This window comes from Pseudomonas sp. NFACC04-2 (genome assembly GCF_900119265.1).
In the GTDB taxonomy this organism is placed as follows: Bacteria; Pseudomonadota; Gammaproteobacteria; order Pseudomonadales; family Pseudomonadaceae; genus Aquipseudomonas; species Aquipseudomonas fluorescens_AA.
The window spans coordinates 83,234-102,629 of the sequence record NZ_FPJC01000004.1 but is presented as its reverse complement, the minus strand read 5'-3'; the positions used below and the strand labels follow the sequence as shown (position 1 = coordinate 102,629).

The 19,396-nt window shown below is 62.6% G+C and carries 17 protein-coding genes; 7 read left to right on the top strand and 10 right to left on the bottom strand.

What is annotated here, in order from left to right:
- Positions 1–200: 200 nt before the first annotated feature.
- From BT125_RS07020 to BT125_RS07005, 4 genes are all read right to left on the bottom strand, one after another.
- Positions 201–1,175, bottom strand: coding sequence for a FecR domain-containing protein (locus tag BT125_RS07020; RefSeq protein WP_072405805.1), 975 nt, complete (start codon positions 1,173–1,175; stop codon positions 201–203).
- A complete protein-coding gene (locus BT125_RS07015) occupies positions 1,172–1,690 on the bottom strand; it encodes an RNA polymerase sigma factor (RefSeq protein WP_072405804.1) in 519 nt (172 codons plus the stop codon). The genes BT125_RS07020 and BT125_RS07015 overlap by 4 nt, the downstream gene beginning before the upstream one ends.
- 224 nt (positions 1,691–1,914) lie before the next feature.
- Positions 1,915–2,622 carry a 3'-5' exonuclease gene (locus BT125_RS07010; protein WP_072405803.1) on the bottom strand — a complete coding sequence of 236 codons (708 nt, stop codon included), beginning with the start codon at positions 2,620–2,622 and terminating at the stop codon, positions 1,915–1,917.
- Positions 2,619–4,553, bottom strand: a complete 1,935-nt coding sequence (locus BT125_RS07005) for a putative nucleotidyltransferase substrate binding domain-containing protein (protein ID WP_305882487.1) — start codon at positions 4,551–4,553, stop codon at positions 2,619–2,621. The genes BT125_RS07010 and BT125_RS07005 overlap by 4 nt, the downstream gene beginning before the upstream one ends.
- Before the next feature lie 259 nt (positions 4,554–4,812).
- Between BT125_RS07005 and BT125_RS07000 the strand changes: the two genes are divergently transcribed.
- Positions 4,813–5,259, top strand: a complete 447-nt coding sequence (locus tag BT125_RS07000; RefSeq protein WP_072405802.1) for a response regulator — start codon at positions 4,813–4,815, stop codon at positions 5,257–5,259.
- Positions 5,260–5,352: 93 nt separating this feature from the next.
- Here the strand turns inward: BT125_RS07000 and BT125_RS06995 are convergent, their stop codons facing one another.
- Positions 5,353–7,530 carry a malate synthase G gene (locus BT125_RS06995; RefSeq protein WP_072405801.1) on the bottom strand — a complete coding sequence of 726 codons (2,178 nt, stop codon included), beginning with the start codon at positions 7,528–7,530 and terminating at the stop codon, positions 5,353–5,355.
- A gap of 570 nt (positions 7,531–8,100) precedes the next feature.
- Between BT125_RS06995 and BT125_RS06990 the strand changes: the two genes are divergently transcribed.
- Positions 8,101–8,622 (top strand): glycine cleavage system transcriptional repressor, encoded by a 522-nt coding sequence (locus BT125_RS06990; RefSeq protein WP_072405800.1) that lies wholly within the window; start codon positions 8,101–8,103, stop codon positions 8,620–8,622.
- A gap of 214 nt (positions 8,623–8,836) precedes the next feature.
- Here BT125_RS06990 and rarD read toward each other — a convergent pair whose 3' ends face one another.
- The 5 genes from rarD to BT125_RS06965 form a co-directional block, all read right to left on the bottom strand.
- Positions 8,837–9,724, bottom strand: coding sequence for an EamA family transporter RarD (gene rarD / locus BT125_RS06985; protein ID WP_072405799.1), 888 nt, complete (start codon positions 9,722–9,724; stop codon positions 8,837–8,839).
- 144 nt (positions 9,725–9,868) lie between these two features.
- Entirely contained in the window at positions 9,869–10,843 is a 975-nt protein-coding gene (locus BT125_RS06980; RefSeq protein WP_060740323.1) for a serine/threonine protein kinase, read from the bottom strand.
- Between the two features lie 213 nt (positions 10,844–11,056).
- Positions 11,057–12,958, bottom strand: a complete 1,902-nt coding sequence (locus tag BT125_RS06975) for a PhoX family protein (RefSeq protein WP_072405798.1) — start codon at positions 12,956–12,958, stop codon at positions 11,057–11,059.
- Positions 12,959–13,025: 67 nt separating this feature from the next.
- A complete protein-coding gene (locus tag BT125_RS06970) occupies positions 13,026–13,790 on the bottom strand; it encodes a TOBE domain-containing protein (protein ID WP_072405797.1) in 765 nt (254 codons plus the stop codon).
- 57 nt (positions 13,791–13,847) lie between these two features.
- Positions 13,848–14,588 (bottom strand): ComF family protein, encoded by a 741-nt coding sequence (locus BT125_RS06965; protein ID WP_072405796.1) that lies wholly within the window; start codon positions 14,586–14,588, stop codon positions 13,848–13,850.
- Between the two features lie 90 nt (positions 14,589–14,678).
- On the opposite strand from BT125_RS06965, the gene bioB reads away from it, so the two are divergent.
- From bioB to bioD, 5 genes are all read left to right on the top strand, one after another.
- Complete coding sequence (gene bioB / locus BT125_RS06960) at positions 14,679–15,734, top strand: biotin synthase BioB (protein WP_014340550.1); 1,056 nt, start codon at positions 14,679–14,681, stop codon at positions 15,732–15,734.
- Between the two features lie 168 nt (positions 15,735–15,902).
- Positions 15,903–17,081: an 8-amino-7-oxononanoate synthase gene (gene bioF / locus BT125_RS06955; RefSeq protein WP_072405795.1), complete on the top strand. Its 1,179-nt coding sequence runs from the start codon at positions 15,903–15,905 to the stop codon at positions 17,079–17,081.
- Positions 17,074–17,805 carry an alpha/beta fold hydrolase gene (locus tag BT125_RS06950; RefSeq protein WP_072405794.1) on the top strand — a complete coding sequence of 244 codons (732 nt, stop codon included), beginning with the start codon at positions 17,074–17,076 and terminating at the stop codon, positions 17,803–17,805. The genes bioF and BT125_RS06950 overlap by 8 nt, the downstream gene beginning before the upstream one ends.
- The gene (gene bioC / locus BT125_RS06945; RefSeq protein WP_072405793.1) at positions 17,798–18,610 is read left to right on the top strand and encodes a malonyl-ACP O-methyltransferase BioC; all 813 of its coding nucleotides are present in this window, start codon (positions 17,798–17,800) and stop codon (positions 18,608–18,610) included. The genes BT125_RS06950 and bioC overlap by 8 nt, the downstream gene beginning before the upstream one ends.
- Entirely contained in the window at positions 18,607–19,287 is a 681-nt protein-coding gene (bioD, locus tag BT125_RS06940) for a dethiobiotin synthase (protein WP_072405792.1), read from the top strand. The genes bioC and bioD overlap by 4 nt, the downstream gene beginning before the upstream one ends.
- Positions 19,288–19,396 lie beyond the last annotated feature (109 nt).

The window sequence follows — 19,396 nt, the reverse complement described above, 5'->3', positions numbered from 1 at the left end:
GATGAAAATCGAAAAGTGATAGGGCTGGATGAAAATAATTTAGATTCGTTTTGCAGGTTGGTGGCTTTGTGTCAGTGATGGCCTCATCGCGAGCAAGCTCGCTCCCACACTGACCGAGCCGCCCACGATATTGTGTGTGCCGCCATTCCCCTGTGGGAGCGGGCTTGCCCGCGAAGGCGGCCTGCCTCACACAACATCCCTCAGGGCTTGGCCCCGCTCTTCGGTTCGACGAACACCCACCACTTCGTGTGATATCCGACCTGCACCGGCAAGGTCGGCAACAGGGCGGTCAGTGCCAAGTCAGTGTCGTGCAGCGGGAAACTGCCGGTGATGCGCAGGTCGGCCACTTGTGGCTCGACGCCCAGATAGCCGCGCCGGTAACGCCCCAACTCATGGACCAGGTCTTCAAGGCGGGCGTTGTCCACCACCAGCATGCCGCGGGTCCAGGCATCGGCGCCGGGGCTCAGGGCAACGGTCGGCCCGAGGCCATCGCGGCGCATCAGCACTTGTTGGCCTTCGCGCAGGATCTGTTCGCTGTCCGTGGCCTGGGGATGCGCCGCCACGGCAGATTTCAACACGCTCAGGCGCGTGCCTTCGTCTTCACGCTTGACCAGGAATCGTGTGCCCAACGCACGCAGGCGGCCTTCGCGGGTCTCGACAATGAACGGGCGCGGGTCGTCGTGGCCGGTCTCCACCAGGATTTCGCCTTCCTGCAGGACGATACGGCGCTGCTTGTCATCGAAACGCACGTCCAGCGCACTGTGGGTGTTGAGGTTGATCAGCGTGCCGTCGGCCAGGCGCAAGGTGCGTTGCTCGCCTGTCGCGGTGCGCTGATCGGCCAGCCAGTAATCCAGCGGCAGGTAACGTTCACTGGCAAACAACGCCAGGCCGATGACCGCGACAACGCTGGCCAGGCCGCTGCCAATCTTGCGTATCCGCCGGCGAATGCTCACCCGCGATTGCAGCAGCGCCGCCCGTGCCGGCCCGTTGGCCACGCTGAAGCGCTGGTCGAGCATGCCCAACTGCCGCCAGGCGCGGGCGTGCTCTTCATCGGCGGCATGCCAGCGGGCGAACGCTTCATGCTCCTGGGCGCCGCTCGCGTCCAAGGATAACTGCCAGGCAATGGCGGCATCCAGCACGCTGGCCGAGACCGGTTTGGCATGGGCCTGGCTCATGTCGGTTCACCGTACAGGGCGATGTAGCACTGCCGGATGCCCTGGGCCAAGTACTGCCGTACCCGCGGCACCGAAACCCCCAGGCGCTCGGCGATTTCGGCGTGGCCGAGGCCGTCGAGGCGGTTATAGAGGAAGGCTGCGCGTGCCTTGCTCGACAGTTTGCCGAGCAGGCGATCGATGGCCTTGAGGTCTTCCAGGATGATTTGCTGTTCTTCCACCGAAGGCTGCTCGGCCTCGGGGATCAGCATCAGTTCGGTGAGGTAAGCCTGCTCCAATGCCGCTCGACGGAAATAATCGAACAACAGGCCCTTGGCGATGGCCACCAGAAACGCCCGGGGTTCGCGGGGCGCCTTCAGGTCCTCGCGTCCCAGCAAGCGCACGAAAGTGTCCTGGCTCAGGTCTTCTGCCCGGTGCGCACACGCCACGTTGCGTCGCAGCCATGCCAATAGCCAAGCGCGATGGTCACGGTATAACGCACCAACCAGATCACTGTGGGGGCTAGGGACTGACGACACGGAGCATCACCGATGTTTTAAGTAACGAGAATTGTTCGCGATTGTGGCAGAGGCGGGGGCGGGAAAGCAATTGGCGCTGGTCGGGCAGTGCAGGCACGGAAATTGAGGCCGGGTCTGTGGGGGAGCGAGCTTGCTCGCGATAGCGACAGGTCAGTCAACATCAATGCCGACTGACAGTACGCCATCGCGAGCAAGCTCGCTCCCACAGTGAGTGTGTTCATCTTTCAAAGCGAAGGCGCCTGCTGTCGCCGTTTCCACTGGCCCAGGCGCTGTTGCAGGTCAAGCGGGCTGTGGATCTGTTGCTGACGGGCGCGGCTGAACAGGATCAGCGCCAGTTCCGCCGTGGCCAGGGCGTCGGCGCTGGCGTTGTGGCGATCGAAGACTTGCAGCTTGAACCAGTCGATCCATTCGTCCAGGCCGGATTTGCGCAAATGGGCTTGCGGGCAAAGCATCGGGGCCAAGTCCGCCACGTCGAGGAACGGATGCTGCAGGCGATAGCCCAGATGGTCTTTCAAGGCGCGCCCGAGCATGTGGGAATCGAACGGCGCGTGAAAGGCCAGCAGCGGGCTGTCGCCCACGAACGCCATGAACGCCAGCAGCGCCTCGGCCGGGTCGCTGCCGGCGGCGATGGCACTGGGCGCCAGGCCATGGATCAACACACTGGGGCCGAGCTTTTGCTGATTGCACTGCAAGGTACGTTCGAATTGCTGGCTGAAGTCGATGGCACCGTCTTCGATGACCACCGCGCCGATGGACAGCACCTGGTCCTTGTTAAGGTTCAACCCGGTGGTTTCCAGGTCCAGGACGACCCAGCGTTGCTCCCGCAGGTCGCCTTCGCCCAGTGGCGAGGGCGCGGGCAGGCGCTCCAGGCGCTGCTGCAGCGCGTCGGGCAATGTCGGTTGGGCCGGGCGCAGCCAGGAAAACAGGTTCACAACTGGTACCTCAGCGTCAGGCTGCTTTGCAGGCGTTGGGCCTGGCGCAGGGATTCGCGCAGGATGCGTCGGTCCAGATGGTTGAGGCTGTCGGGGTCAACGCGGTTGGAATAGGGCAGGTTCTCGCGGGTTTGCAGTTGGTGTTGCTGCATGCGGGTTTGCTGGATGAAGTGATAGGCCTCTTCATAAGCCGCGCCATCGAGCGGTTCGATCACTTCCTTGACGACCAGTTGTCGCAGGCGTTCCAGGGTATTGTTGGCTTCAATGCCGTTGGCCAGGGCCAGCAGGCGGGCGCCGTCGACGAAGGGCGTCAGGCCCTGCACTTTCAAGTCCAGGGTCGCCTTTTCGCCATTCTTGCGGCTCAGCACGAAGTCCCTGAAGCGTCCCACCGGCGGGCGATGACGCAGCGCGTTCTCGGCCATCATGCGCTGGAACAGACGATTGTCGGCCACTTGGCCGAGGATCTGCTGGCGCAACTGCTCGCAACCTTGCTCATCGCCCCAGACCACCCGCAGGTCGAAATAGATGCTCGAGCCCAGCAGGTTTTCCGGCGTCGCTTCGCGAATGAATGACGCGAAGCGCCGGGCCCATTCTGCACGGGACAGGCACAGCTCGGGGTTGCCGGCCATGATGTTGCCCTTGCACAAGGTGAAGCCGCACAGGGCCAGGCTTTGGTTGATCTGTTGAGCGATGGGCAACAGCAGGCCACGGATCTGTGCAGCATGGGCGGCGTCCCGGGCTTCGAACAAAATGCCGTTATCCTGGTCGGTGTGCAGGGTCTGCTCGCGCCGGCCTTCACTGCCGAAACACAGCCAACTGAACGGCACCCCCGGGTCGCCTTTGTCGGCCAGGGTCAGCTCGATGACGCGGCACACCGTGTGGTCGTTGAGCAGGGTGATGATGTGGGTGATTTGGGTCGACGACGCGCCGTGGGCCAGCATGCGCTCCACCAGTTGGCCGATCTCGCCGCGCAGGGCCACGAGGTTTTCCACCCTGGGGGCGTTGCGGATGGTCCGGGCCAGGTGCACCAGGTCGACGCGCTGCAAGGAAAACAGATCGCGCTCCGAGACCACGCCACACAGGCGCTGGTCCTTGACCAGGCAGACGTGGGCGATGTGGCGCTCGGTCATGGCGATGGCCGCGTCGAAGGCGCTGTGGTCTGGCGAAAGGAAGAAGGGGGCTTGGGTCATGTGTCCTGCGATGGCCTGGGAAAAGTCCCCGGAACCATCGGCCACCACCTGCCGCAGGTCGCGCAAAGTGAAAATCCCCACCGGCGCTTTTTGCTCATTGACCACCACGATGCTGCCGACCTGCTGCTCGTGCATCAGTTTCACGGCTTCGCGCAGCGGCGTGTCCGGGCTGCAACTGACTGGATGGCGCATCGCTAGTTCACCCAGCCGGGTATTGAGAGAGTACTGGGTGCCCAGGGTTTGCGCGGATTTCTGCTGGACCTGCTGATTGACCTGGTCGAGCAGGCTGCTGACCCCACGCAGGGCGAAATCGCGAAATGGGGCAGACAGAGCGAACAGCTTGATGAAGGCCAGTTTGTTCAGTTGCAGGCAGAACGTGTCTTCGCCGGCCCGATGCTCGGTGCGCGTGGCCCGCTCGCCCAGCAGCGCGGCCAGGGGGAAACATTCGCCAGTAGTGATCTCGAAGGTGGTCTCGGTGCCACCCTTGGCCGAATGCGGGCGTTCGCCCACCACCCGACCCTGCTTGACGATGTAAAAGTGCTCAACCGGGCCGTCGGCCGGTTTGATGATGGTGTCGCCCGGGGCATAGAAGCGCAGCAGGCATTGCTCCACCAGATAGGCCAAGTGGGCATTTTCCATTTGGTTGAACGGCGGAAAGCGCTGGAGAAATTGCAGCGTTCCCTGGATGTTTTGCAACACCGCGGTTTTCCCTGCCTGGATGAAGGCGTCCGCTTTTTTCATAACCATTACGCAGTCTTATTCGAATTGTTGTGGTCGGATCTGTTCCCCATGGTCGGCCCCTCAGCGCGGGGTGCCCATTGGACGTAAGTCTAGGTCGCAGCCTAAGGGCCGGACTTACGGAAAACTCTTACGCCAGGCGTCAGAAAAATCTTCATTGAATGTTCTTGGAAAAAAATCCGACGAAGTGCACATTGAAGCGCCGCAGAACGATGTCTGACCACTGTGCCAGGGGATCGATTTAAAGAACGTAGAGAGCACCATGCCTGACCACGATATTTTGAGTGACGCCGAGCGCGAGGCGCTGAGTGCCGTCATGTTGGAACCTGACCTGCCGCCGCAGCGCGTCTTGATTGTTGATGACGATAAGGACGCTCGTGAGTTGTTGTCGGAGATCCTGGCATTGGACGGGATTCACTGCATGACCGCCGCCAGCGGTGAAACAGCACTCAAGATGCTGGAAACCAAGCCGTCGATCGGCCTGCTGATCACCGACCTGCGCATGGGCAATGTCGATGGCCTGGAACTGGTCCGCCTGGTGCGCGAGTCCGAGCGGGCGGCGCTGCCGATCATCATCGTGTCGGGCGATGCCGACGTGAAGGACGCCATCGAAGCCATGCACTTGAGCGTGGTGGACTTTCTGCTCAAGCCGATCGATACCGACAAGCTGCTGGGGTTGGTCAAGCATGAGTTGGGGTTGGATCTTTAAGACCGTCTGCCGCGGACCGGCGCTCCCACAGCGGCACAAAAAAAGCCCTGATCGAAAGATCAGGGCTTTTTTTGTGCCGCGTCTACCGCTCAATCACAAGCCATTGGCTGCCTTGAACTCGCGACGGCGACGGTGCAACACCGGCTCGGTGTAGCCGTTAGGTTGCTTCGTGCCTTCGATCACCAGTTCGACCGCCGCCTGGAAGGCGATGTTGCGGTCGAAGTCTGGTGCCAGCGGCCGGTACAACGGGTCGCTGGCGTTCTGGCGGTCGACCACCGACGCCATGCGCTTGAGGCTTTCCATCACCTGGTCTTGCGTGACGATGCCGTGGCGCAGCCAGTTGGCGATGTGCTGGCTGGAGATACGCAGCGTCGCACGGTCTTCCATCAGGCCGATGTCGTTGATGTCCGGCACCTTGGAGCAGCCGACGCCCTGGTCGATCCAGCGCACCACATAGCCGAGGATGCCCTGGGCATTGTTGTCCAGTTCGTTCTTGATCTGCTCCGGCGTCCAGTTCGGGTTGACGGCCAACGGGATGGTCAGGATGTCGTCCACCGAAGCGCGAGCGCGCTTTGCCAGTTCGGCCTGGCGAGCGAACACGTCGACCTTGTGGTAATGCAGCGCGTGCAGGGCGGCGGCGGTCGGCGAGGGAACCCACGCGGTGTTGGCGCCGGCCAGCGGATGAGCGATTTTCTGTTCGAGCATCGCGGCCATCAGGTCCGGCATCGCCCACATGCCCTTGCCGATTTGCGCGCGACCTTGCAGGCCAGTGCTCAAGCCGATGTCGACGTTCCAGTTTTCATAGGCGCCGATCCACTTCTCGGCTTTCATGTCGGCCTTGCGCACCATCGGACCGGCTTCCATGGAGGTATGGATTTCATCGCCGGTACGGTCGAGGAAGCCGGTGTTGATAAACACTACGCGCTCGCTGGCAGCCTTGATGCAGGCCTTGAGGTTGATCGTGGTACGGCGCTCCTCGTCCATGATCCCGACCTTGAGGGTGTTGCGCGGCAGGTTCAGCACGTCTTCGACGCGACCGAACAGCTCATTGGTGAACGCGGCTTCTTCCGGGCCGTGCATCTTCGGCTTGACGATGTAAACCGAGCCGGTGCGGCTGTTGCGGCGCGAGGTGTTGCCGTTGAGGCTGTGGATCGCCGCGAGGCTGGTGACCAGGCCGTCGAGAATGCCTTCCGGCACTTCGTTACCGTGCTTGTCCAGGATCGCGTCGATGGTCATCAGGTGGCCGACGTTACGCACGAACAGCAGCGAGCGGCCGTGCAGGGTCACGCCCGAACCGTCCACGGCGGTGTAGACACGGTCAGGGTTCATGGTGCGGGTAAACGTCTGGCCGCCCTTGGCGACTTCTTCAGCCAGGTCGCCCTTCATCAGGCCGAGCCAGTTGCGATAGATCACCACTTTGTCATCGGCATCGACGGCCGCCACGGAGTCTTCGCAATCCATGATGGTGGTCAGCGCGGCTTCCATCAGGATGTCTTTGACGCCGGCGGCATCGGTCTGGCCGACCGGGGTGCTGGCGTCTATCTGGATTTCGAAGTGCAGGCCGTTGTGTTTCAGCAGCACGGCAGTCGGTGCCGAGGCATCGCCCTGGAAGCCGATCAGTTGGGCATCGTCACGCAGGCCGCTGTTACTGCCGCCCTTGAGGGCGACCACCAGTTTGCCGTCGACGATCTTATACGCGGTGGAGTCGACATGGGAGCCGGCCGCCAGGGGGGCCGCTTCGTCGAGGAAGGCGCGAGCGAAGGCGATGACCTTGTCGCCGCGCACCTTGTTGTAGCCTTTGCCTTTTTCCGCGCCATCGGCTTCGCTGATGGCATCGGTGCCGTACAGCGCGTCGTACAGCGAACCCCAGCGGGCGTTCGAGGCGTTGAGGGCGAAGCGGGCGTTCATCACCGGCACCACCAACTGCGGGCCGGCCATGCGGGCGATTTCGTCATCGACGTTCTGGGTCGTGGCCTGGAAATCCGCCGCTTCTGGCAGCAGATAGCCAATGTCTTGCAGGAAGGCTTTGTAAGCCACGGCGTCGTGGGCCTGGCCGGCACGGGCCTGGTGCCAGGCATCGATCCGCGCCTGGAAATCATCGCGTTTGGCGAGTAGGGCTTGGTTCTTCGGGGCCAGGTCGTGGATGACCTTGTCGGCACCGGCCCAGAACGCGTCGGCGGTGAGGCCGGTTCCGGGAATGGCTTCGTTATTCACGAAGTCGAACAGGACTTTGGCGACCTGCAGGCCACCGACTTGAACGTGTTCAGTCATTGCTTGCCTCACTCTGCTCAGCTATTTCGCTTTTCAGCTCTTCGATTTTGACAATGAAGCCTCGGGACATTTAAACCACAAACCCCGGAACCAGTACATGCCATCGCTGGCGGCTGGGTATTCAAGCCTTGCTGACGGGGCTTTTCAGGGATGCGACTGGCCTTAAGCAGACATCGGTACAACAGGGGTATCGCGATTATGTAGTGCGCGCTGCGGCATACTACATGATCAATTGCGGTTGTGAAAATTAGACTAATTGCGTCGTTCCGCGACCGACTAAAGCAGTACAGTCACGGCGCGGCTTCTGATGTTCTCAAAAAAGCTGTGGATTGTTCCAGATAAATATTAAAACTTGTACACGATTGACGTGAGCGCACGAGTCCCTGTGGCGAGGGGATTTACCCCCGTTGGGGCGCGAAGCGGCCCTAAATCCGACACTTCGGTGTATCAGACAGATTGAGTTGAATGTCTTGGGGGGGCTGCTTCGCAGCCCAACGGGGATAAATCCCCTCGCCACAGCACTTGCGCGTCCTGCCTATACTGTTCCTTCCACCACAAGAGGACTGCGCCATGGACCACCTCGTCATCACTGTTTTCGCCCCGGACAAGCCCGGGCAGGTCGAGCGCATCGCCGAGTGCATTGCCGAACATGGCGGCAACTGGCTGGAAAGCCGCATGGCGCACCTGGCCGGGCAATTTGCCGGGATCGTGCGCTTCAGCGCCCCGGCCGAGGCCCATGAGGAACTGACCGAAGCCTTGCAGGGGCTGGCGGCCCACGGCATCCGCGTATTGATCGCTGAAAGCGCCGTTGAGGAGTCCTGCACTTGGAAACCCATCACCATGGAACTGGTGGGCAACGATCGTCCTGGCATCGTGCGGGATATCACCCGGTTGTTGAGCGAGCAGGGTGTCAATGTCGAGCGGCTGGTGACCCATGTCCGGCCGGCACCGATGAGCAGTGAGCTACTGTTTCATGCCGAAGCGATTCTGGGCGTGCCCTTGACCCTGTCGCTGGAGACCTTGCAGGAACGTCTGGAGACCTTGGCCGATGAGTTGATGGTGGAATTCAAGCTCAGCGACGAAGTGCAATGAAGGTTATCCAAGGAAAAACTGCGCCTGCCTGTGGATAACCTGTAGAGACCCGGCCCCAGCCCAGGCCCGCCGGGGTTCAGCGGCCAATGATCAAAAAATCACCAGTTTTCAAGGGCTTGTGCACAAACGGCGGGGATCACGCTGTGGATAACCTTGGGAAGGATAAGCGCAGGCCACGGCAGCCGTGGCCTGTAGAGGTTTGTGCGTTTTTTGATCAGCTGCGCCGGCGCATGCTGAGCACCGCATCGACGCTGTACACCGCCAGCCCGGCCCAGATGAACAGGAACGCCACCAGCGTGCTGGATGACAGGTGCTCACCGAACAGCAGCACGGCGAGCAGCAGCACCAGCGTCGGTGCGATGTACTGGAGAAACCCCAGGGTGGTGTAGGGCAAATGTCGGGCCGCGGCGTTGAAGCACACCAGCGGAACGAGGGTCACAGGGCCGGCTGCTACCAGCCACCAGGCTTCGGAGGTGGTCCAGAACGCGGCCTGGGCACTGGTGGCCGTGGGATTGAACAGCAACCAGGCGATGGCGATCGGCACCAGCATCCAGGTTTCCACCACCAGCCCCGGCAATGCCTTGACCGGCGCTTGTTTGCGGATCAGCCCATAGAAACCGAAGGTCAGCGCCAGCACCAGCGACACCCAGGGCAGGCTGCCCACTTGCCAGACCTGCTGCGCCACGCCGACGGCCGCCAGCCCCACCGCCAGCCATTGCATGCGGCGCAGGCGCTCGCCGAGGATCAGCATGCCCAGCAAGACGTTCACCAGCGGGTTGATGTAGTAGCCCAGGCTGGCTTCGAGCATGCGTTCGTTGTTCACCGCCCAGACGTAGGTCAGCCAGTTGGCCGCGATCAGTGTCCCGCTCAGGGCGAGGGTGGCCAGGCGCTGTGGATTGTCCCGCAGTTCGCGCCACCAGCCCGGGTGTTTCCAGACCAGCAGCAACGCCGCGCCGAACAGGGCCGACCACAGCACCCGGTGGATGATGATTTCCACTGACGGCACGCTGGCGATGGCCTTGAAGTAGATCGGGAACAGACCCCAGATGATGTAGGCACTCAGGCCCAGGATATACCCGCGACGCGGGTTGGCGGCTTGCATGCAGAATCCTTGCTTAGGCAGCTAACAAAGGCGTGATTGTAAGGAGATTTGTCAGATTGTGCTGTGAACCTTTGTGAGGGTTCCAGCGCAAATCCCTTTGTGGGAGCGAGCAAGCTCGCTCCCACAAAGGGACCCGCAATAGGGTCAGAACAATTTCAACGGCTCTTCATTGAGCGCCGCCAGTTGCTCGCGCAACGCCAATACCTGGTCGCCCCAGTAGCGTTCGCTGCCGAACCACGGGAAGCTGCGGGGGAACGCCGGGTCGTCCCAGCGCCGCGCCAGCCAGGCGCTGTAGTGCATCAGGCGCAGGGCCCGCAGCGGTTCGATCAGCGCCAGTTCACGGGGGTCGAAGTCGTGGAACTCACGGTAGCCGTCCATCAGTTCCGACAGTTGCCCCAGGCACTCCTGGCGATCGCCGGCGAGCATCATCCACAAGTCCTGCACTGCCGGGCCCATGCGGCAGTCGTCCAGATCGACGATGTGGAACACCTCGTCGCGGCACATCATGTTGCCGGGATGGCAATCGCCGTGCATGCGGATGTTCTGGTGGGGCGTGGCGGCGTAAACCTCTTCGACGCGCTTGAGCAAGTCCCGGGCGACCGACTCATAGGCCGGCAGCAGGCTGCGGGGAACGAAGCCGCTCGCCAGCACGGTGGCCAGTGAATCGTGGCCGAAATTCTTCACGCCCAAGGCTTCGCGATGCTCGAACGGCCGGGTCGCCCCGAGCGCGTGCAAGCGCCCGAGCAATTGTCCCAGGCGATAGAGTTGGTCGAGATTGCCCGGCTCCGGCGCGCGGCCACCGCGACGAGGGAACAGGGTGAAACGAAACCCGGCGTGTTCGTGCAGGCTGGCGCCGTTGTGGATCAGCGGCGCTACCACGGGCACTTCGTATTCGGCCAGTTCGAAGGTAAAGCTGTGCTCTTCCAGAATCGCTTCGTTGGTCCAGCGCTGGGGACGATAGAACTTGGCGATCAGCGGCTCGGAATCTTCGATACCGACCTGATAGACGCGGTTCTCGTAGCTGTTGAGGGCCAACACGCGGGCGTCGCTGAGAAAACCGATGCTTTCAACGGCATCGAGCACCAGGTCGGGCGTGAGGGTTTCGAACGGATGGGACATGCTGACTCCTGCGCAGCGGCAGGGCTGCCGCGTCCGGCACAGCATGGTAGCGCAGACAGAGGCAGATAGGTGGCGGCTGTGCTGACGTTATCGCGAGCAAGCTCGCTCTCACAGGGATCGCGGATCCATTGGACTGCCCCCAAAAGTCAGATGGGTGTCCAACTTTTTGGGGCAGTCCACATTGTGGGAGAGCTTGCTCGCGATGAGGCCCTATCAGGCGCCGATGACCCCGCCATCTTCCCGGGTAATCACCATCACCGAAGACCGCGGCTTGCCGTTGGGCAGGTGCTCAGGGAAGGTCGAACCACCGTTTTCCCCTGGATGCTGGATCCCGACGAACAAGGCTTTCTGGTCCGGGGCAAAACTGATCCCGGTCACTTCGCAGCCCACCGGTCCGACCATGAAGCGGCGGATTTCGCCACTGTTGGGGTCGGCGCAGAGCATCTGGTTGTTGCCCATGCCGGCGAAGTCCCCGGCGTTGCTGGAGTCGCCGTCGGTGAGAATCCACAGCCGGCCGGCCTTGTCGAAGCCCAGGCCGTCGGGGCTGTTGAACATGTTCTGCGGGTTGATGTTGGACGACCCGGCTTTCGGCGTGCCGGCGTGTACCGTCGGGTTGCCGGCGACCACGAACAGATCCCAGGAAAAGGTCTTGGAGGCATGATCGTCGCGGTCGGTGCGCCAGCGCAGGATCTGCCCGTAGACGTTCTTGGCCCGAGGGTTCGGCCCATCCACCGGTTGTCCGTCTTCGCCGCGCTTGGAGTTGTTGGTCAACGTGCAATAGACCTGGCCGTCTTTCGGGCTGACCACGATCCATTCAGGACGGTCCATGCGGGTGGCACCCACGGCGCTGGCGGCCAGGCGCGCATGGATCAGCACCTCGGCCTGATCGGCGAAGCCACTGCTGGCGTCGAGGCCGTTCTTGCCGTGGGTCAGCTCGATCCACTGGCCCTTGCCTTTGGGATGGTCCGGGTTGCCATCGCCGGCATCGAAGCGCGCCACGTACAAGGTGCCGTGGTCCAGCAGGTTGCGGTTGGCCTTGGCATTGCGATGGTTGATGCGCTCGCGGCTGACGAACTTGTAGATGAATTCGCCGCGCTCATCGTCACCCATGTACACCACGGCGCGACCGTCGCTGGTTTGTGCCAGGGCGGCGTTTTCGTGTTTGAAGCGGCCCAGGGCGGTGCGTTTCACCGGCGTGGATTCTGGATCGAACGGATCGATTTCCACCACCCAGCCATGGCGATTGAGTTCGTTGGGGTTCTTCGCCAGGTCGAAACGCGGGTCGTACAGGTGCCAGTTGATCTCGCGGCTGGTGACGGTGGCGCCATAGCGTTTCTGCGCCTCGTCGAACTGCAGGTCGGTCTTGCTGCTGCCGAAGCAGTCGGTGAAGTTTTCTTCGCAGGTCAGGTAGGTGCCCCACGGCGTCATGCCGTTGGCGCAGTTCTGGAAGGTGCCCAGCACTTTCTTGCCGCTCTTGTCGGCACTGGTTTTCATCAGATCGTGACCGGCGGCCGGGCCGCGCAGGCGAATCGGCGTGTTGCCGTGGATCCTGCGGTTGTAGCGCGATTCCTGGACGAACTGCCACTGGCCGCGACGACGCTGGACCTCGATCACCGACACCCCTTCGCTGGCCTGGGCCTTGTGCACGTCTTCGGCCGACTGCGGCTGGCCGCCGTGGGGGAAGAGGTAGCGGTAGTTGGTGTATTCGTTGTTGATCGCCATCAACGCCCGGTTCTTGTCGTCGGGGAATTCGAACAGGCTCATGCCGTCGTTGTTATCGCCAAACTGCACTTCCTGTGCGCGGGCTGTTCCATTGCCACTGGGGTCGAACGCCGGTGCGTTTTTCTGCAGCGGCTGGCCCCAACTGATCAGCACCGAGGCTTTGTAGCCCGGCGGCAGCGTGATGGTGTCGGCCGTGGCGGCGGCGATGCTGTTGAAACCCAGCAGCCGGCTGTTGCCTTCGCTCACGGCGGCGGCCAGCACGCTGCGGCTCAGCAGGTTGCCGCCCAGGAACATCGCCGCGCCGCACAGGGCACCGGCGCTGATGAAACTGCGCCGGCTCAGGCCGACGATCTTTTCCAGGTCGGTGGATTGGTTTTCTTCTAATAGGCTCATCATCAGGCTCCCTGCTGGTTTTGGCAGTCACCTTAAAGCGGGTCGATGAAACTATTGTTGCAGCGCGCTACAGCGGTGTGCCGAGCAGCACATTTGTCGCTGAAAACGTCACTTGCACCGGTGAGCCGGCTGCCAGGTGCTGCGCTTGCAACTGAAGCGGGGCGGCCAGGGCGCATAGCGTCTGGCCGTTGGGCAAGCCGATGCGCACTTCGCTGGGGCCGTCTTGGGCGGCGTCGACCTGCTCGATCATGCCGCGCAGCGTATTGATCCCGGGCTTTTGCGTTTGTTCGACTGGGTGTAATTCCAGCCAGCCGGCCTTGATCAGCGCCACCACGTCGGTGCCGACATCCAGCTCCAGGCGCAGTGTGCTGTCATGGGTGATCTGCGCTTCGATGACCAGGCCCCGGGCCAGCTCCAGGCGGATCCGGTCGTTGTGTCCCTGGGCCTCGATGCCCAGGATCTTGCCATGCAATTGATTGCGGGCACTGGTACGCAGCATCAGGCGACTGAGCAGACCCAGGTCTCCGGCGTCTTCGCTGGCTTCCAGCAGTTGCGCCTGCAGCGCTTGCAGGCGCTGATACAGGCGCAGCACCCGTTGGCCTTCCTCCGACAGCCTGGCGCCGCCACCGCCCTTGCCGCCGACGCTACGTTCCACCAACGGATGGTCGGCGAGGTTGTTCAACTCATCGATGGCATCCCATGCCGCCTTGTAGCTCAGGCCCGCGCTCTTGGCGGCGCGGGTGATCGAGCCCTGTTCGGCGATGTGCTGCAACAGGGCGATGCGTTGTGGTCGCCGAACGATGTGCTGGGTCAGAAGCGTAGGCAATGACATGACGGCAAGCTGCGTGCAAAAGTCGATGAGGGACGTTGGCGCCTTGGGCGCGGCACGTCAAGCCGGTTCGCCGGGTTTCGGCGTGCGGGCCAGGCAATACACATCGACCCGCGCAGCGCCGGCATCGAGTAACAGGGCGGCCAGGGCCTGGGCGGTGGCGCCGGTGGTGAGCACATCGTCGACCAACGCCAGGTGACGATTGCGTAACGTTGCCTGGGGGGCGAGGGCAAAGGCCTGGCGCAGGTTTTGTCGTCGGGCCCTGGCGCCGAGGGCCTGTTGGGCAGGCGTGTCCTGGGTGCGTCGCAGCAGGTGTTCTTCGCAAGGGATCACCAGCGGCCCACTGAGCCAGCGGGCCAGCAGCGCCGCCTGGTTGAAACCGCGCTGGCGCAAACGCCGGGTTGCCAGTGGCACCGGTACCAGTGCGTCGGGCCGTTCCAGCCCTTCGTCGAAATGATGTTGCAGCGATTGCGCCAGCAGTTCGCCCAGCAGCCGGCCAAGGGGCCATTTCGCCTGGTGCTTGAAACGGGTGATCAGGCTGTCCACCGGGAAGTCGTAAGCCCAGGGCGCCAGGACCCGCTCGAAGGCCGGCGGCCGCGAGGCACATTGGCCGCAACGCAGTCCGGCCATGGGCAGTGGCAGGGCGCAAATGCTGCATTGATCGCCGAGCCAGGGCAGCTCGCTTTCGCAAGGCGTGCAGATAGGCTGTGGCGTATCGGTGCTTTCGCCGCACAGCAGGCAGAATTGTTTATTTTTTGACCAGATGTAAACCGGACCTTTGTATCGTGGTTGACAGTGCATGACTCTTCCTTAAATATGCCGAACATCCGTGTCGCACCTGTGGGTATTGCATGCCCCAGGCGCCAGCCAAGCATAATCAAGGAAATGCCCATGAGCGCCAGCACCACTGCCAACCTGCGTCATGACTGGTCTTTGGCCGAAGTCAAAGCACTCTTTGTCCAGCCATTCAATGACCTGTTGTTCCAGGCGCAGACCGTGCACCGCGCGCACTTCGACGCCAACCGCGTCCAGGTTTCCACGCTGCTGTCGATCAAGACTGGCGCTTGCCCGGAAGATTGCAAATATTGTCCGCAGTCCGGTCACTACAACACCGGTCTGGATAAAGAGAAATTGCTCGAAGTGCAGAAGGTCCTCGAAGAGGCTGCGCGGGCCAAGGCCATCGGTTCGACCCGTTTCTGCATGGGCGCGGCCTGGAAACATCCATCGGCCAAGGACATGCCGTATGTGCTGGAAATGGTCAAAGGCGTGAAGGCCATGGGCCTGGAAACCTGCATGACCCTGGGTCGTCTCGATCAGGAACAGACCGAAGCGCTGGCCCAGGCTGGCCTGGACTACTACAACCACAACCTTGATACCTCGCCAGAGTTCTACGGCAGCATCATTACCACCCGTACCTACAGCGAGCGCCTGCAAACCCTGGCCTATGTGCGTGATTCGGGGATGAAGATCTGCTCCGGCGGCATCCTGGGCATGGGCGAGTCCCTGGACGACCGCGCCAACCTGCTGATCCAGCTGGCGAACCTGCCGGAGCACCCGGAATCGGTGCCGATCAACATGCTGGTCAAAGTCGCCGGCACGCCGCTGGAAAATGCCGAAGACATCGATCCGTTCGATTTCATCCGCATGCTTGCCGTGGCGCGGATCATGATGCCCCAGTCCCATGTGCGCCTGTCCGCGGGTCGTGAAGCGATGAACGAGCAGATGCAGGCCCTGGCGTTTTTTGCCGGCGCCAACTCGATTTTCTACGGCGACAAGCTGTTGACCACCGCCAACCCGCAAGCCGACAAGGACATGCAATTGTTCGCACGCCTGGGCATCCAGCCCGAAGCCCGCGAAGAACATGCCGACGAAGTGCACCAGGCGGCAATCGAACAGGCGCTGGTGGAGCAGAAGAGCAGCGAGCAGTTTTACAACGCCGCTGTCTGATCGCATCACCGATGCCCTGATTGGAATGCAAGACCCTGTGGGAGCGAGCTTGCTCGCGATGGCGGTATAACAGCCGACAGAGATGTTGAATGTAATGGCCTCATCGCGAGCAAGCTCGCTCCCACAGGGATCTCACTCCGTCCATAAACGGTTCACCCCGAGGCCTGCATGCCCTTCGATCTCGCCGCACGCCTGGCTGCCCGTCGTGCCGACAACCTCTACCGCCAGCGCCCGCTGCTCGAAAGCCCCCAAGGCCCGGAAGTCGTGGTGGACGGCCAGCCATTGCTGGCGTTCTGCAACAACGATTACCTGGGCCTGGCCAATCACCCGCAAGTGATCGAGGCCTGGCGCGCCGGCGCGGCGCGTTGGGGAGTCGGGGGGGGCGCCTCCCATTTGGTGATCGGCCACAGCAGCCCCCATCACGCCTTGGAAGAAGCGTTGGCCGACCTGACGGGGCGTCCGCGGGCGTTGCTGTTCACCACCGGTTACATGGCCAACCTCGGCGCGGTCACCGCACTGGTGGGGCAGGGCGATACGGTGCTGGAAGACCGCCTCAATCATGCTTCGCTGCTCGACGCCGGGCTGTTGTCCGGTGCGCGTTTCAACCGATACCTGCACAACGATGCCAAGAGTCTGGCCAGTCGCCTGGAGAAAGCCACGGGTAATACCCTGGTGGTCACCGACGGCGTGTTCAGCATGGACGGCGACATTGCCAACCTGCCGGCCCTGGCCCGTGAGGCAAAGGCCCGGGGCGCCTGGCTGATGGTCGACGATGCCCACGGCTTCGGTCCGCTGGGGGCCCATGGAGGCGGTATCGTCGAACATTTCGGCTTGAGCCAGGACGACGTGCCGGTGCTGGTCGGCACCCTGGGCAAGGCCTTTGGCACCGCCGGTGCCTTCGTCGCCGGTAGCGAGGAGCTGATCGAAAGCCTGATCCAGTTCGCACGTCCCTACATCTACACCACCAGCCAACCGCCGGCCCTGGCCTGTGCCACGCTCAAGAGCCTTGAACTGCTGCGCGACGAGCATTGGCGGCGCGAACACCTACAGGTGCTGATCCGCCAGTTCCGCCAGGGTGCCGAGCAGATCGGCCTGCAATTGATGGACAGCTTCACGCCGATCCAGCCGATCCTGGTGGGCGATGCGGGGAGGGCCATGCGCTTGTCGCAGATGCTGCGTGAACGGGGACTGATGGTCACGGCGATCCGCCCACCCACCGTGCCGGCCGGCAGCGCTCGTTTGCGCGTGACCCTGACCGCCGCCCACAGCGAGGCCCAGGTGCAGCTATTGTTGAATGCACTGGCCGAGTGTTTTGCCCTGTTGGGACCGGAGCCAAGCCATGCGTGATCGATTGATTTTGCTGCCCGGTTGGGGCTTGGGTGTTTCTCCGCTGGAACCGCTGGCGGCGGCCTTGCAAGGGCTCGACGAACACCTGCGGGTGGAAATCGAGCCGTTGCCGGCACTGCTATCGAGCGACCCCGATGAATGGCTCGAAGAATTGGACGCCACCGTGCCTCAGGACACCTGGCTGGGCGGTTGGTCCCTGGGCGGCATGCTGGCCTCGGCGCTGGCGGCGCGCCGGGGTGAACGCTGCTGCGGCCTGCTGACCATGGCCAGTAATCCGTCCTTTGTCGCCCACGAGCAATGGCCGAGCGCAATGGACGGCCAGACGTTCGATGGCTTTCTCGCCGGTTGTGCGGCCGACCCACGCCAGACCCTCAAGCGTTTCAGTCTGCTGTGTGCCCAGGGTTGCAGCGATCCACGCGGGTTGTCGCGGTTGTTGTTGGCCGGGGCGCCAAGCACTTCGCCCGATGTCTCGATGGCCGGGCTCGAACTGCTGGCGCGATTGGACACCCGCGCTGCGTTGCAAAGTTTCCGTGGTCCGCAACTGCATCTGTTTGCCGGGCTCGATGGCCTGGTACCAGCCGAGGCCGCGGGTGATTTGCTGGCCTTGCTGCCGGACGTCGAAATCGGTCTGATTGAACAGGCCGGCCACGGATTCCTTCTGGAGGACCCTCACGGTATAGCGGCGGCGATCCAGGTTTTTTTGCATGAGTCCGGCGATGACTGATTTGTCTCTCCCTCCATTGCCCGGTGCCTTGCCCGACAAGCGCCAGGTAGCGGCTTCGTTTTCCCGGGCGGCGAGCAGCTATGACAGCGTCGCCGAGTTGCAGCGCGACGTGGGCCAGCAATTGCTCGGTCGTTTGCCGCCCTCTTTCATGCCGCAACGTTGGCTGGACCTGGGCTGCGGCACCGGCTATTTCACTCGGGCCTTGGGTGCGCGTTTTGGTGCGGCCACCGGCCTGGCGGTGGATATCGCCGAAGGCATGCTCAACCATGCGCGTCCCCAGGGTGGTGCCGAATATTTTGTCGCCGGTGATGCTGAGCGGCTGCCTTTGCAGGCGGCGAGCTGCGACCTGGTGTTCTCCAGCCTGGCGGTGCAATGGTGCGCGGATTTCGCCACGGTGTTGAGCGAGGCCCATCGTGTGTTGAAGCCGGGTGGGGTGTTGGCCTTTACCAGCCTCTGCGTGGGCACTTTGTACGAATTACGCGACAGCTGGCGTCAGGTGGACGGCTTGGTGCACGTCAACCGTTTCCGTGCGTTCGAGACGTATCAGCACCTTTGCGCGGCCAGTGGGCTGAATGTCGTCAGCCTTGAAAACCGTCCTCATGTGTTGCATTACCCTGACGTGCGCAGCCTGACGCATGAATTGAAAGCTTTGGGTGCCCACAATCTGAACCCTGGTCGCCCTGGTGGCTTGACGGGCAGGGCGCGGATTCTCGCGCTGGTTGAAGCCTATGAGCAGTTTCGTCAGGTCCAGGGGCTGCCGGCAACTTACCAAGTGGTCTACGCCGTTTTGGAGAAACCGCTATGAGCAAGGCCTATTTCATCACCGGCACCGACACCGATGTAGGCAAGACCACCGTCGCGGCGGGCCTGCTGCATGCTGCCCGGCAGGCTGGCATGAGCACGGCTGCCGGAAAACCCGTGGCCTCTGGCTGCGACGTGACGCCCAAGGGCCTGCGCAACGCCGATGCCTTGGCCTTGCTGGCCGAATGCTCGATACCGTTGACTTATGCACAGGTCAATCCGGTGGCGTTCGAACCGGCGATAGCGCCGCACTTGGCCGCCCGGGAAGCGGGCGTTGCGTTGACGGTGCAGTCGCTACTCGCCCCGATGCGCGAAGTGCTGGCGCTGGGCGCCGACTTCACCTTGATCGAAGGCGCGGGTGGTTGGCGCGTGCCGCTGGCCGGCCAGGACAATCTTTCCGATCTGGCGATCGCGCTGGGCTTGCCGGTGATTCTGGTGGTGGGCGTGCGCCTGGGTTGCATCAGTCACGCATTGCTGACCGCCGAGGCTATCGCCCGTGATGGCTTGCAGCTTGCCGGGTGGGTCGCGAACATCATCGACCCGGCCACCTCGCGCCTGGAAGAAAACCTGGCAACCTTGGCCGAGCGACTTCCGGCGCCGTGCCTGGGCAGGGTGGCGCGGATCCAGAGCGTGACGGCCGAAGCCGTGGCTGGACACCTGCAACTGGATCTGCTGGACTGAGACCCCAAGGTTTTGCCTATGACACGGCACTGTGCCATTAGTGTTTTTGTCGAGCCTTTTCCCGGGGCTTCTGATTCAATGGCCACTGTCGACCCTTCAAGAAGACGAG

Excerpts from the sequence above, each read along its gene's own strand:
- bioD (WP_072405792.1), top strand. The coding sequence starts at position 18,607 with ATGAGCAAGGCCTATTTCATCACCGGCACCGACACCGATGTAGGCAAG.
- bioF (WP_072405795.1), top strand. The coding sequence starts at position 15,903 with ATGCCCTTCGATCTCGCCGCACGCCTGGCTGCCCGTCGTGCCGACAAC.
- BT125_RS07005 (WP_305882487.1), bottom strand. The coding sequence starts at position 4,553 with ATGAAAAAAGCGGACGCCTTCATCCAGGCAGGGAAAACCGCGGTGTTG.
- BT125_RS06980 (WP_060740323.1), bottom strand. The coding sequence starts at position 10,843 with ATGTCCCATCCGTTCGAAACCCTCACGCCCGACCTGGTGCTCGATGCC.
- BT125_RS06950 (WP_072405794.1), top strand. The coding sequence starts at position 17,074 with ATGCGTGATCGATTGATTTTGCTGCCCGGTTGGGGCTTGGGTGTTTCT.
- BT125_RS06975 (WP_072405798.1), bottom strand. The coding sequence starts at position 12,958 with ATGAGCCTATTAGAAGAAAACCAATCCACCGACCTGGAAAAGATCGTC.
- BT125_RS06965 (WP_072405796.1), bottom strand. The coding sequence starts at position 14,588 with ATGCACTGTCAACCACGATACAAAGGTCCGGTTTACATCTGGTCAAAA.
- BT125_RS07000 (WP_072405802.1), top strand. The coding sequence starts at position 4,813 with ATGCCTGACCACGATATTTTGAGTGACGCCGAGCGCGAGGCGCTGAGT.
- rarD (WP_072405799.1), bottom strand. The coding sequence starts at position 9,724 with ATGCAAGCCGCCAACCCGCGTCGCGGGTATATCCTGGGCCTGAGTGCC.
- BT125_RS06970 (WP_072405797.1), bottom strand. The coding sequence starts at position 13,790 with ATGTCATTGCCTACGCTTCTGACCCAGCACATCGTTCGGCGACCACAA.
- bioB (WP_014340550.1), top strand. The coding sequence starts at position 14,679 with ATGAGCGCCAGCACCACTGCCAACCTGCGTCATGACTGGTCTTTGGCC.
- BT125_RS07020 (WP_072405805.1), bottom strand. The coding sequence starts at position 1,175 with ATGAGCCAGGCCCATGCCAAACCGGTCTCGGCCAGCGTGCTGGATGCC.
- BT125_RS06995 (WP_072405801.1), bottom strand. The coding sequence starts at position 7,530 with ATGACTGAACACGTTCAAGTCGGTGGCCTGCAGGTCGCCAAAGTCCTG.
- bioC (WP_072405793.1), top strand. The coding sequence starts at position 17,798 with ATGACTGATTTGTCTCTCCCTCCATTGCCCGGTGCCTTGCCCGACAAG.
- BT125_RS06990 (WP_072405800.1), top strand. The coding sequence starts at position 8,101 with ATGGACCACCTCGTCATCACTGTTTTCGCCCCGGACAAGCCCGGGCAG.